A 16,873-nucleotide genomic window follows, 5' to 3' on the forward strand; every position below is an offset into this window, starting at 1 on the left:
TTGGGTGAATATGCCGAAGCGGTGTTCTGATCTGGCTAAGCTCACGCGCATCGAAGTCGAGTTGATATGAATTCGAGCACTTGTTCACGACTGTCATCACAAGTGCGCAGATCTTCCGAATGCTCCCCGAATCAACCGCCAGAGGGTTTAGATGGTTCGTGTTGAATCACCGTCGATTGACCGAGAAATCCCCGTGGTCCGTGCCGTGCTGGTGCCCCTTGTGCTGATGGCCGGCGCCACTGCCGCCGGTGCGGCGCTGGTAACCGAGCCCGCGCGGATACCAGTCGTCTGGTGCGGTGCGATCGCCACACTCGTGGTCTCCGCACTCACCGTCGTACTCAACCGTCGCCGCCGTGCCATGAACGTCCAGCGCGCGCAGTACGAGCAGCGCATCGCCTATCTGGAACACCGCATCGCCGCGCACGACGCGGAGACCGTGCGGATGACCAAGGAGCTGCTGCCCGCCGCGATCCGCCGGCTGCGTGCCAGCAACTCACCCGAAGAGGTGATGCGCGACATCGTCGACGCGGACGAGTCGTACCGCAACCTCCCCAGGGCCCTGCGCGGTCTGGTCTTCCAGATCCTCGACATCATCGACAACGAAGAGGCGATGCGTGACTCCGCGCAGCGCGCCTTCGTCAGCGTCGCCCGCCGCGTCCAGGCCATCGTCCACCGACAGGCCAGCGAACTGCGGGAGATGGAGGACCACCACGGGCGCAACCCCGAGGTCTTCGACGACCTGCTCCGCATCGACCACGGCACCGCGCTGATCGGCCGGCTCGCCGACTCCATCGCCGTGCTCGGCGGTGCCCGCCCCAGCCGCCAGTGGCCCAAGCCCGTACCGCTGTTCAGCGTGCTGCGCGGTGCGATGTCCCGGATCCTCGAATACCAGCGCGTCGATCTGCACTCGATCGCCAAGGTCGCCATCGTCGGCACCTCGGTCGAACCGCTCATCCACGCCTGCGCCGAACTCCTGGACAACGCGACGCGCTACTCGCCGCCGCAGACCCGGGTGCACGTCACCGCGGTCGAGGTCCAGACCGGCATCGCCATCGAGATCGAGGACGGCGGCGTCAGCCTCAGCGAGGAGGCCCGCGCCCGCGCCGAGAACATGCTCGCCCAGGCGCAGGCCGGCATCAACATGAACGACCTCGGGGAGTCGCCGCGGCTCGGCATGGCCGTCGTCGGCCGGATCTCCCGGATGTACCAACTCCAGGTCTCCCTGCGACAGTCCGCCTACGGCGGTGTGCGCGCCGTGGTCATCGTGCCGCGCGAGATGCTCACCACGGGCCCCGCTCCCGGCATCGCGCACGGCATCGGCGCCACCTCGCGGCCCCAGAGCTCGCTCGACATGTCGCAGCTCCAGCACGTCGTGCCGCCGCCCGGCAAGCGCAAGCCCCGGCCCGTGTCGGCGGAACTGCCCCCCTCGGTGGCCGCGGGCATGCCCGGCCACACGGAGAAGCCGGCCGGCCCGACGGGCCCGGTCGCCCCGGTCTCCGCGCTGGAGGACGACGTCCCCGTGGTGACCGAGTGGACGGCCGGCGGACTGCCGCAGCGCCGCAGCCGCGGTCGCGCACCGCTCGGTTCGCACAACCTCCCGCAGCAGACGGCGCAGTCCGCCGTCCCCGCCGCGGGAGCGCAGAACGGGCACAACGGAGGCCGGAGCAACGGCGAACCGCCGCCGCCCGGGCTCTGGCTGGAGGCATTCACCCAGGCGGTCAACGGGGTGCCCCAGGAACCCAAGAACGACGAGGACTCTGATGACGCGTGGGACAAGGGAGACTTGAAGTGATCCAGCAGCGCGGAAACATGGACTGGATGCTCAAGGAACTGGCCGACGACGTACCGAGCATCCACCAGATCGTGGTGCTCTCCTCGGACGGTCTGCGCATCGCCCGGCACGGCGGCGACCCCGACGTCGCCGACCGTCTCGCGGCGGCGTGCGCCGGACTGCAGAGCCTGGCCGCCGCCGTCGCCTCCGAAATCCCTTACAGCGACGGCCTGATGAGACTCGTCGTCATCGAGGTCGACGGCGGCTTCTTCTACCTGATGGCCGCCGGAGCGGGCTCGTACCTCGCGGTCCTGGCCGACGAGACGGTCGACGCCGGACTGGTGGGAGCGCGCATGCGCGACATGGTCGTCCGGATCGGCGCCCACCTCTCGAGCCCGCCCCGACATGACGGGCAGGCCGGATGAGTGCTCCCCGACGAGAACGCCGAAAGGCCGACCCGGCTTCGAACGACCCGGAGCGGCTGTACGTGATCACCGGCGATCCCGACGGCGAGCGTGCGGCGCTCGACCTCGTCACGATGGTTGTCGCCCAGGCCGAGCCCACGCCGACGGTCCAGCCCGAGCAGGCCGCGATCCTGCGGCTCTGCCGGGCCCCGTTGTCCGTCGCCGAGATCTCGGCCTATCTGAGCCTGCCCTTCAGCGTCGTGACCTCGCTCCTGACCGAACTGCTCGCGAGCGAACAGATCGAATCGCGTGCGCCCATCGTCCGCGCCACCCTCCCGGACCGATCCCTTCTCGAAGCGGTGATGCATGGACTTCAGAAGCTCTGACACGATCACTGGCCCCCGGAGGGAGGACGTCCTCCCCACCACGGCCACGGCCGCGGTGAAGGTCGTGATCGTCGGTGGATTCGGGGTCGGCAAGACCACGATGGTCGGCTCGGTGAGCGAGATCCGTCCGCTGACGACCGAAGAGACCATGACCCAGGCCGGAGTCGGCGTGGACGACAACGCCGGGGTGGAGAGCAAGACCGCCACCACCGTCGCCATGGACTTCGGCCGGATCAGCCTCAGCGAGGAGCTGATCCTCTACCTCTTCGGCACCCCGGGCCAGGAGCGCTTCTGGTTCCTGTGGAACGGGCTGTTCGAAGGAGCTCTCGGTGCCGTCGTCCTGATCGACACCCGAAGGCTCGAGGTCAGCTTCGACGTGATCGGCCGGCTGGAGGAGCGCGGCGTGCCGTTCGTCGTCGCCGTCAACACCTTCCCCGACGCGCCGCATCATCCGGTCGAGGCGCTGCGCACCGCGCTCGACCTGCCGGACGAGGTCCCGATGATCGACTGCGATGCCCGGCTGAGGGTCTCCAGCCGGGACGTGCTGATGACCCTGATGCGGTATCTGCACAGCCTCGCCGTTCCCCTCGCCTGACGAAGGTGCGCGCGCGATCCGCACGTACGCCCCGCGCGCACCTTCCGTCCGCCGCACGTTCCGCACGCCGTATCCGTCCGCCGCACGCGCACTCCCCGCGCGCCCTCCCCACGCGCGCGGCAGCACCCTGCGCGCCCCTCGCCCGGATCCCGGGCAGCCCGACCCCTGGAGCGATTGTGACCACGCCCTTCCACGACGAACCCGGAACGGCCCCGGGACCCGTGCCGCCCCCCGGATGCCCCGCCCACGGCCTCGGCCCCGGACCCGGACCCGGCGGACTGCGCCGGTTCTACGGCCCCGAGGCGGAGAACGACCCGGCGGGCCTGTACGACAAACTGCGCGCCGAACACGGCACGGTGGCACCGGTGCTGCTGCACGGGGACGTACCCGCCTGGCTCGTCCTGGGGCACAGCGAGAACCTGCACGTGACACGGACGCCCTCGCAGTTCTCCCGGGACTCCCGGCGCTGGCGGGCCCTCCAGGACGGCAGTGTCGCCCCGGACCACCCGCTCGCGCCGATCTTCACCTGGCAGCCGATCTGCGTGTTCGCCGACGGAGCGACCCACGAACGCCAGCGCGGCGCCGTCACCGACAGCATGGCGCGCATCGACACCCGAGGCGTACGCCGTCACGTCAACCGCTTCAGTAACCGGCTCGTCAACGACTTCTGCCTCAAGGGCACCGCGGACGTCGTCAGCCAGTTCGCCGAACACCTTCCGATGATGGTGATGTGCGCCATCTTCGGCATGCCCGAGGAGTACGACGACCGACTGGTCCAGGCAGCCCGCGACATGACCCGCGGGACCGAGACCGCCGTCGCGAGCAACGCCTACGTGGTCGGTGCGCTCACCCGGCTCGTCGAGCGGCGGCGCGCCGCTCCCGCCCCGGACCTCGCGAGCTGGCTGCTGGAGCATCCCGCCTCCCTCACCGACGTCGAGGTCACCGAGCATCTGCGGCTGATCCTCATCGCGGCGTACGAGTCGACCGCGAACCTCATCGCCAACGTGCTGCGCATGGTGCTGACCGACCCGCGCTTCCGGGCCAGGCTCAGCGGCGGCCACATGACGGTCCCCGAGGCGGTGGAACAGACCCTCTGGGACGAACCGCCGTTCACCGCCGTGTTCGGCCGCTGGGCCGTCGGCGACACGGAGCTGGGTGGCCAGCAGATCAAGGAGGGCGACGCCCTGCTCGTCGGGATCGCCGCGGCCAACACCGACCCGACCGTACGGCCCGACCTCGCGGCCAACATGGAGGGCAACCGCGCCCACCTGGCGTTCAGCGGTGGCCCGCACGAATGCCCGGGCCAGGACATCGGGCGTGCCATCGCGGACGTCGGCGTCGACGCGCTGCTCATGCGACTGCCGGACATGGAGCTCGGCGTCGAGGAGAGCGAGCTGCGCTGGATCGGGAACATCATGTCCCGGCACCTGGTCGAACTGCCGGTGAAGTTCGCGACGAGCCCGCAGCAGGAGATCGACTCCGATCCGCTGACCGCGATGAACCGGCCCCTGGTGCGCACCGACTGGGAGGTGTCGTCCCCCGCCCGGCCCGCCCCGGCACCGGGCGCGGCCGTCCCGCCGCCCGCCCACGCCCCCGGCGCCTCCGCCCACGCCCCCGGCGCCTCCGCCCACGCCCCCGGCGCCTCCGCGCAGGCCCCGGCGGCGGGAGCACCGGCCCAGGTCCCCGTGATTCCCGGGCAGCGCAGGGCGGGAGCACCGGCCAGGCTGTGGCAGGCGGTTTCGCGCTGGTGGAACGGGTACTGACACGAGGTCGACGCCCGCGCGACGTACGGGCGGGCCGGTGGCACCGGACCCCGGGTGACTCCCGGAGGTCCGGTCCGCCGGCCCGCGGGCCGGGGATCGGACCGGGCCGCCGCGCAGGTCGTCGACCGTGCGGACGCAGGTTTCCGTACCATCGAGCAGCGTGAAGCTGACAATTCTTGGCGGTGGCGGATTCCGGGTGCCTCTGGTGTACGGGGCACTTCTCGGCGATCACGCCGAGGGCCGCGTGACCCACGTGACGCTGTACGACACGGACGCGGACCGGCTCGGCGCCGTCGCCCGGGTCCTCGCCGAGCAGGCCGAGGGGGTCGGTGACGCGCCCGCCGTCGTCGCCACCACCGACCTCGACGAGGCGCTGCCCGGCGCCGACTTCGTCTTCTCCGCCATCCGCGTCGGTGGTCTGGAGGGCCGCGCGGCCGACGAGCGGGTGGCGCTCGACGAGGGCGTACTGGGCCAGGAGACGGTCGGAGCGGGCGGTATCGCGTACGGACTGCGCACCGTACCCGTCGCGGTGGAGATCGCCCGGCGCATCGCCCGGCTCGCACCCGACGCCTGGGTCATCAACTTCACCAATCCGGCCGGGCTGGTCACCGAGGCCATGTCCCGGCACCTCGGCGACCGGGTCATCGGGATCTGCGACTCACCGGTGGGACTCGGCCGCCGTATCGCGCGCGTCCTCGGTGCCGACCCCGACCGGGCCCGGATCGACTACGTGGGTCTCAACCACCTCGGTTGGCTGCGCGGTCTGTACGTCGAGGGCCGCGACGAACTCCCGCGCCTCCTCGCCGACCCGGACCTGCTCGGCTCCTTCGAGGAGGGCAGGCTCTTCGGCACCGACTGGCTGCGGTCGCTCGGCGCGATCCCCAACGAGTACCTGCACTACTACTACTTCAACCGGGAAGCGGTCCGCGCCTACCAGGAGGCCGCTCAGACCCGCGGCGCCTTCCTCCGCGAGCAGCAGGAGGGCTTCTACGCCCGGATGAAGGACCCGGCCACTCCTGCGCTGACCACCTGGGACCGGACGCGCGCCGAACGCGAGGCGACCTACATGGCGGAGAACCGTGACGTCGCCGGGGCCGGCGAACGCGAGGAGAGCGACCTGGAGTCCGGCGGGTACGAACAGGTCGCCCTCGCCCTGATGCGGGCCGTCGCCCGCAACGAACGGACCTCCCTGATCCTGAACGTCCGCAATCGCACGACCCTGTCGGTGCTGGACGAGGACGCCGTGATCGAGGCGCCCTGCCTGGTCGACGCCAACGGCGCACGTCCGGTCGCCGTCGATCCGCTGCCGTACCACGCGGTGGGCCTGGTGACGGCGGTCAAGGCCGTCGAACGTGCCGTGCTCGAAGCGGCGGAGACCGGCTCCCGCGAGGCGGCGGTGCGGGCGTTCGCCCTGCACCCGCTGGTCGATTCGGTATCCGTCGCCCGCCGTCTGGTCGACGGATACCTGAAGGTCCACCCGGGCCTCGGCTATCTCGGCAAGCCGTGAGATCAGGGCGATTCCAGGGCCCGTAGCTCGCTGCCGACCAGCACGTGGAGCTGGGCCTCCAGCCAGGCGCCGGTCCGGTCGGCGTTGTCCTCCCCGCCGTGTCCCACCGCGCGCAGCAGAGCCGCGGCCCGGGACAGGCCCGTCCTCGACAGCGCGGTCGCCGCGTCGTCGAGACGGGCCCGCACCTGGTCCGCGGGATTCCGCAGCCCGCTGTGGGCGACGGAGGCGAGGGCCCCGATCGCCTCGTCCAGGGCAGCGGTCAGCGGATCGGCGGACTGCCGTACCACCGCTTCCAGAGGGGCCGACCCGCCACCGGGGGCGAGATCGGGCACGATCACGCCCTTCGGTCCCAGGACCGCGATCGGCTCGATCCGGACCGAGCCGCCTGACCGCCGCACCGAGCCGCTGAGATGAGTGGCGCCGCTCTCCAGCGCGTCCGCGAGAACGTCGAGGGCGCCGGGGCACTCGGGCCGGTACCGGGACCGCACGAGGGCCCGGTTTCCCGCTTCGTCCCGTACGGAGGCTTCGAGCAGTTGCTCGGCCGGGTCGTAACCGACGTGCTCGACCTCCGAAAGCGCAAGGACGCGGACGGACCCCGCCTCGATCCTCGGGCGGATCAGACGGGGCGGCCGGCCCTCCCAACCGGCGGTCAGGGCCGCCAGATCGCGTACGAGCAGGGGATCCGGAAGCTCCGTCCAGGCCAGGCCGACCGGGGTGACGCTCGTGGCACCGAGCCTGTTGCCCGCGATCGTCAGGACACGGCCCGCTGTCCGTCGCGCGCTCTCGCTGACCAGATTGCCGGTGGCCAGCTTGCCGAGCGTCGTCCCGAGAAGCCGACGGGTGGAAAGCCGGTGCCCCGTCGTCCGGTCCGCCTCCTGGCCTTCGGCCGTGGGCCACTCCTTGCGCAGGACGAGGACGGTGGCCGCTCCGGGGTGGGCGATGCACACCTCGGCCGCGGACCCCGTGGGGGTGGTGCGGACCCGGCAGCCGAGCGAGGTGAGGCGGACCCGGCGCAGCGGCGTGGTCCCCGCCTCCTGCGTACCCAGCACCCCGGGCAGCGCCGCGGCGCGGCGCCTCGCGTGGATCTCCGTGAGCAGGGCGGCCACCCGCTCGGGACGGTAGTGGGCGCTTCGGTCGGCGTAGGCCGAGAGCTGGTCGGCCAGCTCGCCCACCGCGCCGGCGGGCCAGTGCAGGGACTTCGCGCTCAGCGTCTCGCCGGCGCGGGCGAGCGCGACGGCGAGGACGGGACCGGCGTGGGCGACGCCCGACAGGAGCAGTTCGTCGGCGAGAGCGGCGACCGCGTCCAGCTCGTCGCGGGCCGTGGCCTTCGGCGCGGCCCGCCCGCCGACGTGGACAGCGGCCTCGTGCGGTCCCGCCTCGTCGGCCGCCCGGAACGCCCAGACGGCCAGCGCCACCATTTCGTCGCGTCGGCCGGCGGACGCGTCCGTCAGCGCGTAGACGAGCTCACCGGCGACCGGGAACCGCACCGTGCAGGTGGGCAGTTCCACCCAGGGGTCCGGGCGCTCCGCCGTGGGGCGGTGGACGCGCGCGCCGTATCCGCGCTCGAAGACCCGGCGTGCCGAGGCGAGCGCCGGTGCCCCGAGGGCGGCGTGCAGCTCCTCCTCGCCCACCGATCCGGGCGACCAGGCGACCTCGGGGGCGGGGACGGCCGGGGGAGCGGGGGACGGGGTTCCGGTCTCCTGTTCCGCTCGGGGGGCGGGCCCGGGCGACGCTTCGGACGCGGCGGCCGGCACCGCGCTCCGGTAGGCGAGCACCAGGGCGACGAGGTGGCGGCACACCCCGGGCGCCGCGCAGCTGCACGCGCCGTTGTCCAGACCCGTGCCGGGCGGCAGCGAGGTGGCCGATCCGTCCGGGTGGCAGGCGTGCACCGTGCCGTCCGGAGCGGTCGTCACGGTGGGCCCCGTGCCCGCGGCCAGCTCCTTCGTGGCCCGCTTCACCAGACCGCGGTTGGTGAGCGCGGCGAGGGTGTCCGGGGTCAGGGCCAGCAGATCGGACCGGACGGCGGGTCCGGCCGCAGGTGTCGTGTCCGTCGTCATCGGCCCAGCCTCTCGGCGACGAACTCGGCCAGCCGCGCCGGTGTCATCGCCCCGATGTGCGCCCCGGCGCCGGCCAGCCGCCCGGCGAGCTCCCGGTCGTAATCGGGGTTGGCGTCCTCGTCGAGCGCCGCGAGCCCGAGCACCGTACTGCCCTGCTCCACCAGCGCGCGCACGGCACGCACCAGCCGGTACGCGTCGCCGCCCTCGTAGAAGTCGGTGATCAGTACGACGATCGTGCGGCGCGGATTCTCCACCAGGCCCGCCCCGTACGCGACGGCGCGCGCGATGTCGGTGCCGCCGCCGAGCTGGACGCGCATCAGGAGCTCCACCGGATCGGTCACGTCGGAGGTGAGGTCCACGACGTTGCTGTCGAAGGCGACGAGATGGGTCTTGAGGCCCGGCAGCCCCCACAGACAGGCGGCGGTGACCGCGGAGTGGATCACCGAGCCGGCCATCGAGCCGGACTGGTCGACCAGCAGGATCAGCTGCCACTGGGAGAGATGCCGCTGGGTCCGCGAGTGGAAGTGGGCGCGCTCGATGAGAAGGCGCCGTTCCTCCGGCTGGTAGTGGGCGAGGTTGGCCCGCACCGTCTGCCGGAAGTCGAAGTCCCTGGCCAGCGGGACCCGGCTGGGACGCCGTGACCGGGTGCCGTGGAACGCCCGGCGGATCTCCGGCTGCAGCCGGGCGAGCAGGTCCCTGACGACCGAGGCGACGATCCGTCGTGCGAGCCGCAGCACCTGCGGGTTCATCAGGTGCTTCGTACGCAGCACGGCGCGCAGCAGCGTCGCGCTCGGCTCGACCCGCTCCAGCACCGCCGGATCGGTGACGATCTCCTGGATGCCGTACCGCTCGACCGCGTCGCGTTCGAGACGCTCGATCGTGTCCTTCGGGAACAGCCGGTGGATGTCGTCCAGCCAGTCGACGGCGGTCACCGGCGACGGGCCGTCACCTCCCTCCCGCGGAGCGGCCGGACCGGCGCGCCGGACACCGCGCCGGGCGAGGTCGGGGTCCCGGCCGTAGAGCCAGTCGAGCGCGGCGTCCTGCGCGGCGGCCCGCCGGCCCAGGGGGCCCGTGCGGGACTCGGAGGGGGAGCCCAGGATCAGCCGCCATCGCTCAAGTCCCGCGTCCCGGTCCTCCGGTGCTCCGGGGACGGTTTCGGATGCGGTCACGAGGAGGCCGCCAGTCCGTGGCGGGCCAGCAGACGGGACACGTTCTCCTCCAGGGCGCCCGCGCGGGCGATCAGCAGTGGGTCCCCTGTCGTACGCAACAGGGTGCGCGAGGAACCCCGCACACCGCGCCGCTCCAGCAGCCGTGCCGCGATCCGGTCGCGTTCGCGAGGGGGGAAGTAGGCGAAAGCCTGGCGCAGGGCGGGCAGACCCGACAGGAACTCGCTGTCGGACAGGGCGCTCACGAGCCGGTCCAGCCCGTCGATCAGGGACTCGGGGCCGCCGTGCTCCGCACGCCCGGTCAGCTCCTCGCGGGCGAGTGCGAACAGACCGGCCAGCCAGTCGCCGAGGGCGTCCGCACCGCCCGCCGCGACCGTACGCACAGCCGGTCCGGGGTCGCCCGGGACGTTGCCGGCCAGGGTCCGGTGCAGCCCGAAGGCCGCGCCCCGCAGGTCACGGGGGGCGTCCGTGTCCTGGCTGATCCGCTCCGCGATCCCGGCCGCGGTCTCCCGGGACACCGACAGCAACTCGGGCGCGTGGAGCACCGCGTCGCGTACCGCGACCACCGCCCGCAGCCGCCGGGCGTCCACGCCCGTACCGCCTCGGGAACCCTCCAGAAGCCAGAGCAGTCGCTCCACCGCGCGGTCGATCACGGAGGTGAGCAGGGGGCCTCCGGCCACCCCGTACACCCGGTCGTGCCGCCACAGGCCGAGCGCGGTGGCGAGCACCTCACCGAGCGGCCCGGGCGTCTTCAGCCCGTTCACCCGGCGGGCCAGCGCGCGGAGAAGGGGCTCGGACAGCCCCGCGGCCCCGCACAGCACCGCGTCGAACAGGGTGCTGGCAAGGCTTTCGGCCGCCCCCTCCGTGTCGTGCGCGCGCTCGGTGAGGGCGGCTTCGGCCGCCTCGGTGAGGCTCGCCCCGTACGCGCCCGCTTCGACGAGGGCGGCCTCACGGCCTGGGGCGTGCACGGCCTCCCAGCGCTCGGTGAACACCGGGTCGACGCCGTGCTCGGGGCCGGCCGTCCTGGTGAGTCCGGGAACGGCCAGCACCCGGAGCCGGTGGAGCACCCGGCTGCGGTCGAGATCCCCTGCGTCCGTGAGATCGAGGCCGAACTCCGACGCGTCGCCGTCGAGGCCGAGCCGGGCGAGCTGCGCCGCGACGTCGTGCACCAGCGGGGGCGCGGGGGTGTCCGGGTGCAGCCGCCCCACCCGTTCACCGCTGCACGCCGCGACCATCCCGACGATCGCGGGATGGGTGCCTGCCGCCAGCGCGGCGCGCGAGGTCCACGGCAGCGGGGAGTCCAGGTCGTCCGTGACGAGGGCGCCCGCGAGGCCGTCCAGGACGTCGATCCGCGCGGGGACGGGGTGGCCGCGGAGCGCGGTGAGTCCGTGGGCGAGGCTTCTGGCCGCGATCAGATCGGCGGTCGAGACGGGATACCGTCCGGCCCGCAGCCGCTCCACGACCACGCGCAGCAGGTGCTCGGCCGCCGCCTCCGGGCCCGCGTCCCAGACCTGCTGGTAGTAACCGGGCGACGGCATGCCCGACTGGTAGCCGGCGAAGGAGTCCAGCTGCCGGAAGGAGTAGGGCACCAGATAGCTCCCGGCCAGGGCCGCCTCCGGGGGCGCGGGCACCTGCGGCCAGCCGTCCTCCCCCAGGGCCCACGGTCCGCCGTCGGCCTGCCCTTCGGTCTCCTCGTGCCCGGGCCCGGCGGCCAGTGTGCGCAGGGCGGGCTGATGGAAGCCCCCCGTCACCACGAGGACCGGGCCTCCGCCCGCCCGGGCGGTCGCCGCCCGTACCCACGCGGCCATGTACGACTCGCGTGTCCGGTCCCGCGCGTCGGCCTCGGCGTCACCGCGTACCAGCGCGAAGTAGGCGTCGAGCCGCTCGGCCAGACCCTCGTCCGGCTCGACCTCGAAGAGCCGGTCCCAGAGCGCGTCGGGGGAGTCCACCGCGAAGCGCTCGCAGAGCCGCTCCGTCGCCTCCGCGTACCGGACCTCCGCGTCGGCGTACCGGTTCGTGCGCTCCGCGAAGGCCGGGTGCCAGGCCGGCAGGTCGATGAAACGGACCTCGGCCCCCGCCGCGCGGCCCGCGCGCAGGGCGACCCACTCCGGGGAGTAGTCGCACAGCGGCGCCCAGGACGTCGCGGCCCGCCGACCGTCCCGGTAGTGGCTGAACACGGCGACCGGCAGCTCGTGTCCGAGCAGCAGCTCGCCGAGCCGGTCGTTCATCTCGGCCGGCCCCTCCACCAGGACGTGGGCGGGGCGCAGTTCCTCGATGGTCCGCTCGACGAGCCGCGCGCAGGCGGGGGAGTGGTGACGTACCCCAAGGAACACCGTGGACATCAGTCCGCCAGCAGATGGCGTGCGTCGTACAGCGCCTGCCACGCGGGGCTGCGGCGGCGCGGCACGTGCTGTTCGAGATAGCGGCGCAACCGCGCCAGGTCCTCCGGACTGTCCTTGGCCGCCGTGCCGGCCAGACACGCCACCACATCGGCGGCGCTGCCCGGCTCACCCCGCAGGAACCAGCCCCTTACGCCGACGGCGTGGGCGACGGACACCGCCTCGGCGGTGCTCATCACCGCCGCGGGCCGGCCGGCTCCGCCCTCCGGCCCGTCCTTCGCGCCCGCTCCCGCGCGCAGCTCCCGGAACGTGGCGACCAGCACCTCCAGCACATCCCGGTCGGGCGGCGGCTCCACACCGGAGCGCTCCAGCAGCGTCGTCACCTCCGCCTCGACGAGGGCGAGCTCCGTGTCCAGGTCCGGGATGGGGAAGACCGTCTCGAAGTTGAACCGGCGCTTGAGGGCGGCGCTCATCTCGTTGACGCCCCGGTCACGCGTGTTGGCGGTCGCGATGACGTTGAAGCCCTGCCGGGCGAAGACCATGCCGTCGGGGCCGGTCAGTTCGGGGACGGCCACGACGCGCTCGGACAGCAGCGAGAGGAGCGAGTCCTGCACCTCCAGGGGACAGCGGGTGATCTCCTCGAACCGGACGATGCGGCCCTCCGCCATGCCGCGCAGCATCGGCGCGGGGACCAGGGAGCGGGTGGACGGCCCCTCGGCCACGAGCAGCGCGTAGTTCCAGCCGTACTTGATCTGGTCCTCGGTGGTCGCCGCCCCGCCCTGCACGGTCAGCGTGGACATTCCGCTGACGGCCGCCGCGATCAGCTCGGAGAGCAGGGACTTCGCCGTGCCCGGCTCGCCCACCAGCATCAGCCCGCGGCTCGTCGCGAGCGTCACCAGCGCCCGGTCGACCAGGGACGGATTGCCGACGAACTTGCGGCTGATGCCCGTGCTCTCGTCGCCGATGACGAACCGTCGGGCGGCGCGCAGACTCAGCTCCCAGCCCGGCGGCCTGGGGTCACGGTCGCCGTCCCGGAGCGCCGCCAGTTCGTCCGCGTACCGCACCTCGGCGGGCGGGCGCTGCACGGCAGCCGACGGGGAAGCGGTGCCGGCCGCGCCGTCCCCCTGCGCCTCGGCGGTGGGCTCGTCCTTCGTCCGTACGGTCATGCGGCGGCGCCTTCGGTGAGTTCCGTCAGATCGGCGATGAGCTCGGACACGGTGACCGGGTCCAGGTCACCGAAGCGCAGCGGGTAACTGCGCCTTCCCCAGTGGTAGTGGTTGCCGGGCTCACTGCCGAGCCACACCGTCTCCAGGGTCTGGTCGGGGAACATGTCGACCACGCCGACCGCGATGCCCGTGTCCAGTGCGATCACCAGATACTGCTCGTCGCCGAGCCGCTTCGAGATCCACCGCTCCACCCCCGCGTCCTGGGGCACCCCGCGCTGCCAGCCGCGCCGCTCCAGACCGAGCACCTTGCCCGTGGGCACCTTGAGGCCCTCGAAGCGGGTCAGCCGGTACCCCCCGGCCTCCTCCTCGCGGAGACCGAACACCGCGCGCCCCAGCTGGGGGAAGGGCTGAAGGATCTCGTAGTCGGCGAACACCTCGGACCAGGCGTCGAGCCGGTCCCCGAGGTCCAGCGGATGGGCCAGCCGCACGGTCGCCCCGTCGGCGAGGGCGAAGACCTCGTCCTCGACGTCGGCGAACGTCCGGTCCTCCGCCACCCGGAACGCCGTGCCCGACCCGTCGGACTCGCTCAGCCACACCAGCCTGCGGACCAGATGCCACAGCAGCGGATGTGCGACGAAGAGTTCCGTGAACTCCGTCGTGGTCCAGGAGCGTCCGGCCACCATCGCGTCCTCCAGCCTCCGCACCTGGTCGGAGGCGATCGTCCGCACGTCCTTCTTCAGGGCCATGAACCGCTTGCGCTCCGCGGGGGCCAGCTCGGCGTCGTCCCGTGCGCCGGGCATCGGCAGATCCTTGCGGCGCTTGCCGTCCCCGTCCAGGACGTACGGCCGCAGCTGCTCGTCGAAGCCCACGGTGAAGCGGCGGCTGCCGTAGTCGACGACCGTCGAACCGTCCGCGTCCAGACCGAAGTCCGGCACCAGCCGGTCGGAGAGCTGCTCGCCGGTCAGTCCGAGTCCCGCCGCGACCTCGTCGATCTTCTCCTTGGCGCGCACCTTCAGTGCCTTGAACTTCACGCGCTGCGCGATGCCGTGCAGCTGCAGGAGCGCGACGTCGGTGCCGATCGCCGCGAGCACACCGAGACCTTCCACCGCCCGGTGGTGCGCGCCCTCTCCGGGCCAGGACCGGATGACCGGGGTCAGCCTGCGAACCGTCGTGTCGTCACCGAGCAGACCGAGCGCGTGCAGCGCCCAGGAGTCCTTGGCCGGGAGGCCGGCCATCCGCCACTGCTCGAAGAGCGCCCAGGCGAACTCGGCGAGCGATTCGGCCTCCGCCACCTCCTTGAGCGCGGCGACCCCCGGATACACCTCACCGGGCTTCGACAGGGCCAGCGACATCAGCGCGTGGCGCACCGACGGTGCCGGCAGCGCACCTCCGGAAGCGACTGCGATCTGTGGCAGCAGCGCGGGTTCCGACCACCCCGGCAGCGCCGGCATCGTGGCGGGCAGCAGACGCTCCAGCGGGTCGGCGGACAGCAGCACTCCGATGGCCTCCGCCGCCTCCGGACCGTAGGAGTCCGCGGCCTCGCGGACCACGCCGTCGCCGTGGACCGCGGCGATCTGGAGCAGCGCCATCTCGGCCGCCCGCCGTCCGGTGCCCGCCTTGCCCACGGCGTCCGGCACCAGGAACCGGGCCGCCACGGTGCCATGCCGGGCGAACCACGCCCGGGCCGTCGCGGCCGTGGACTTGAGCCGCACCGACCAGTTCGCCATGTGCCGCGCCACGGCCACGTCGACGAAGGGCAGCAGCAGCGGTGCGAGTGAACTCGGCTGGCGCGGCGCGGCCTTCAGCAGCAGAGGCAGGGCGAGGAGGCCGAAACGGGCGGCGATCGGCTTCAGGGTGTCCTCGCCGTCCCACAGGTCGGTCGGGTCCCAGGTGCCGAGCAGTGGGACGACCAACTCCTCGGGCCCGTGGACGTAGACCCACGCGGGCCGGAGATCCGGCGCGTCGAGGGTGCAGCGCAGGGCCGCGATGTCCCGCTCCCAGTCGCCGTCGCTCTGCCGCCGGGTGTACCAGCTGGAGCAGGCCGCCCACTCGGCCTGTTCGCCGGGCAGCCACTCCACGGCAGGGTCGGCCTCCGCCGAGAGTCCGGTCACGACCGCGGCCTGGACCGTGGTGCGCGGCCGTGACCACGGAGGGGACGTCAGCACGGGCGGCAGGGCGTCGGCCGGAGCGTCGGCGATCCGGTCGGCCGGGTTGAGCAGCGGTTCCACGATCTCCGCGAGGCCGGTCTCCAGCGTCGGGAGTACGGCCGCCACCAGGTCGCGGTGGGCGCCGACATGGCCGAGGAGCAGGGTGCGCGTCCCGGTGGACGCTTCGCGGGAGTCGTCGCGCAGAGCGGCGGCGAGGAGGCGGAGCGCCCGTACCGGATAGCGGTGCATGGCGTCGAGCAGCGCGGGGCGGACGTGCTTCGACTCCGCGCGGTCCAGCAGGATCGCGAAGGACTCGTCCGTCGGGATCTCCACGAGGGCGTTGGCGACCGCCTTCACACCGTCCGCGTAGTAGCTGATGGACAGGTCACCGGCCAGCAGCGGGGCGACGGCCGTGCCGATGCCTTCGGCCACCGTCGCGATCAGGGAGACGCTCAGATGGTGGGGACGGTGCGGGAAACTGCGCACCTGTTCCGCGGAGTTCAGCGAGCAGTACAGCATGGAGCTCATGGTCGGCTCCCGCTCGGCGGCGACCCCGGGATCGTCGCAGAGCTCGTCCATCCAGCCGGTCTCGCTGGGCGCGATGTACGAGGCGAGGATCTTGCGCTGGGTGGTGGTCCGGCTCTCCGCGAGCGCCGTCACCGTGGCCCGGTAGGTCTCCTCGTCGGCCGCGGCGACCAGGGCGCGGACCTGGTCGGCTTCCGAGCGGCGCCTGCTCGTCACGTACGTGTTGAGTACGGAATCGCGCGCTTCCAGCCAGGGGCCGATCCGTTGGCCGGCCGGGCCCTTGGCGCCGTGGGCTTCGGTCATGAACAGCTCGACGACGGCGAGTGCCGCGAACGGCAGTCCGTGGCGCTCGGCCCAGGTGCCCGTCCAGGAGACGGAGGGAGTGGTCGTGAGACCGACGATGGAGGCCAGAGCGGCGGCTCCGGCGGGCGAGGGGCTTCCGGCGAGGTGCGAGCTGACCTGCTCGACGAGCGCGGGATCGGAGCGCGGCGCGTCCACGTACTCCTGGATCCGGTCGGAGTTCCTGGCCAGTTGCGCGTCGGCCTCCTCCACCACACCGCGCCGGGTCCTGCCGACCGCTCGCGGCACCCCGCCCCGCCGGGGGTGGAGCTGCCGGCGCCAGGCCGCCGGCAGGACGAAGGTGTCCTCGTCGGGGACCGCGTCCACGGCCGGGGCCGCACCGGTGACGGCGTCCACCGGAGCACCGTCCGCCGACGGCTCCACGGTCGCGGCCAGTCCGGGCGCCGCAGTCGCCACCCCGACCTCGCGATACCCCTTGCGTTCCTTCTCCGCGATCGTCCTGGCGACCTGTGCGTCCGCCGCCTGCGCGGAGGCGTACTCCTTCGACTGCGTACGCCCGTCGCTCCCGCACCGCCCGTACCGCACGGTCACCACGGCACCTTCGGCGCCGGTCTCCCAGAACTTCGACGCAGTGCCCTCGACAAACTCCCAGCGGCGCACGGAACCGCCCCCCTTCACACCCCGGACCACCCGCTCCACCGCGGGTTTCGTTCAGTGGGGCAACCCTAGAACCAGCCACTGACAACG

The 16,873-nt window shown here is 72.9% G+C and carries 11 protein-coding genes; 6 read left to right on the forward strand and 5 right to left on the reverse strand.

Annotated elements, in window-relative coordinates; genetic code table 11:
• The first annotated feature begins 151 nt into the window (after positions 1–151).
• The 6 genes from OG230_RS30410 to OG230_RS30435 all read left to right on the forward strand — a co-directional run bounded on the left by OG230_RS30410 (position 152) and on the right by OG230_RS30435 (position 6,426).
• Positions 152–1,792 carry a sensor histidine kinase gene (locus OG230_RS30410; RefSeq protein WP_328906934.1) on the forward strand — a complete coding sequence of 547 codons (1,641 nt, stop codon included), beginning with the start codon at positions 152–154 and terminating at the stop codon, positions 1,790–1,792.
• Positions 1,789–2,196: a roadblock/LC7 domain-containing protein gene (locus OG230_RS30415; protein WP_328906935.1), complete on the forward strand. Its 408-nt coding sequence runs from the start codon at positions 1,789–1,791 to the stop codon at positions 2,194–2,196. Before OG230_RS30410 ends, OG230_RS30415 begins: the two co-directional genes overlap by 4 nt.
• The gene (locus OG230_RS30420; protein ID WP_328906936.1) at positions 2,193–2,561 is read left to right on the forward strand and encodes a DUF742 domain-containing protein; all 369 of its coding nucleotides are present in this window, start codon (positions 2,193–2,195) and stop codon (positions 2,559–2,561) included. Before OG230_RS30415 ends, OG230_RS30420 begins: the two co-directional genes overlap by 4 nt.
• Positions 2,542–3,156: a GTP-binding protein gene (locus tag OG230_RS30425; RefSeq protein WP_328906937.1), complete on the forward strand. Its 615-nt coding sequence runs from the start codon at positions 2,542–2,544 to the stop codon at positions 3,154–3,156. The genes OG230_RS30420 and OG230_RS30425 overlap by 20 nt, the downstream gene beginning before the upstream one ends.
• 176 nt (positions 3,157–3,332) lie before the next feature.
• Positions 3,333–4,919 (forward strand): cytochrome P450, encoded by a 1,587-nt coding sequence (locus OG230_RS30430; protein WP_328906938.1) that lies wholly within the window; start codon positions 3,333–3,335, stop codon positions 4,917–4,919.
• Between the two features lie 160 nt (positions 4,920–5,079).
• A complete protein-coding gene (locus tag OG230_RS30435) occupies positions 5,080–6,426 on the forward strand; it encodes a 6-phospho-beta-glucosidase (protein ID WP_328906939.1) in 1,347 nt (448 codons plus the stop codon).
• Between the two features lie 2 nt (positions 6,427–6,428).
• Here OG230_RS30435 and OG230_RS30440 read toward each other — a convergent pair whose 3' ends face one another.
• Genes OG230_RS30440 through OG230_RS30460 form a run of 5 tightly spaced genes read right to left on the reverse strand, consistent with a single transcriptional unit; the run spans position 6,429 to position 16,786 of the window.
• Entirely contained in the window at positions 6,429–8,483 is a 2,055-nt protein-coding gene (locus OG230_RS30440; RefSeq protein ID WP_328906940.1) for a hypothetical protein, read from the reverse strand.
• On the reverse strand, positions 8,480–9,652 hold the full coding sequence (locus OG230_RS30445) for a VWA domain-containing protein (protein WP_328906941.1): 1,173 nt from the start codon (positions 9,650–9,652) through the stop codon (positions 8,480–8,482). The genes OG230_RS30440 and OG230_RS30445 overlap by 4 nt, the downstream gene beginning before the upstream one ends.
• Positions 9,649–11,991 carry a DUF5682 family protein gene (locus OG230_RS30450; protein ID WP_328906942.1) on the reverse strand — a complete coding sequence of 781 codons (2,343 nt, stop codon included), beginning with the start codon at positions 11,989–11,991 and terminating at the stop codon, positions 9,649–9,651. The genes OG230_RS30445 and OG230_RS30450 overlap by 4 nt, the downstream gene beginning before the upstream one ends.
• Entirely contained in the window at positions 11,991–13,154 is a 1,164-nt protein-coding gene (locus tag OG230_RS30455) for an ATP-binding protein (protein WP_328906943.1), read from the reverse strand. Before OG230_RS30455 ends, OG230_RS30450 begins: the two co-directional genes overlap by 1 nt.
• On the reverse strand, positions 13,151–16,786 hold the full coding sequence (locus OG230_RS30460) for a DUF4132 domain-containing protein (RefSeq protein ID WP_328906944.1): 3,636 nt from the start codon (positions 16,784–16,786) through the stop codon (positions 13,151–13,153). Before OG230_RS30460 ends, OG230_RS30455 begins: the two co-directional genes overlap by 4 nt.
• Between the last annotated feature and the right edge of the window lie 87 nt (positions 16,787–16,873).

The organism is Streptomyces sp. NBC_00234, assembly GCF_036195325.1.
Lineage (GTDB): Bacteria > Actinomycetota > Actinomycetes > Streptomycetales > Streptomycetaceae > Streptomyces.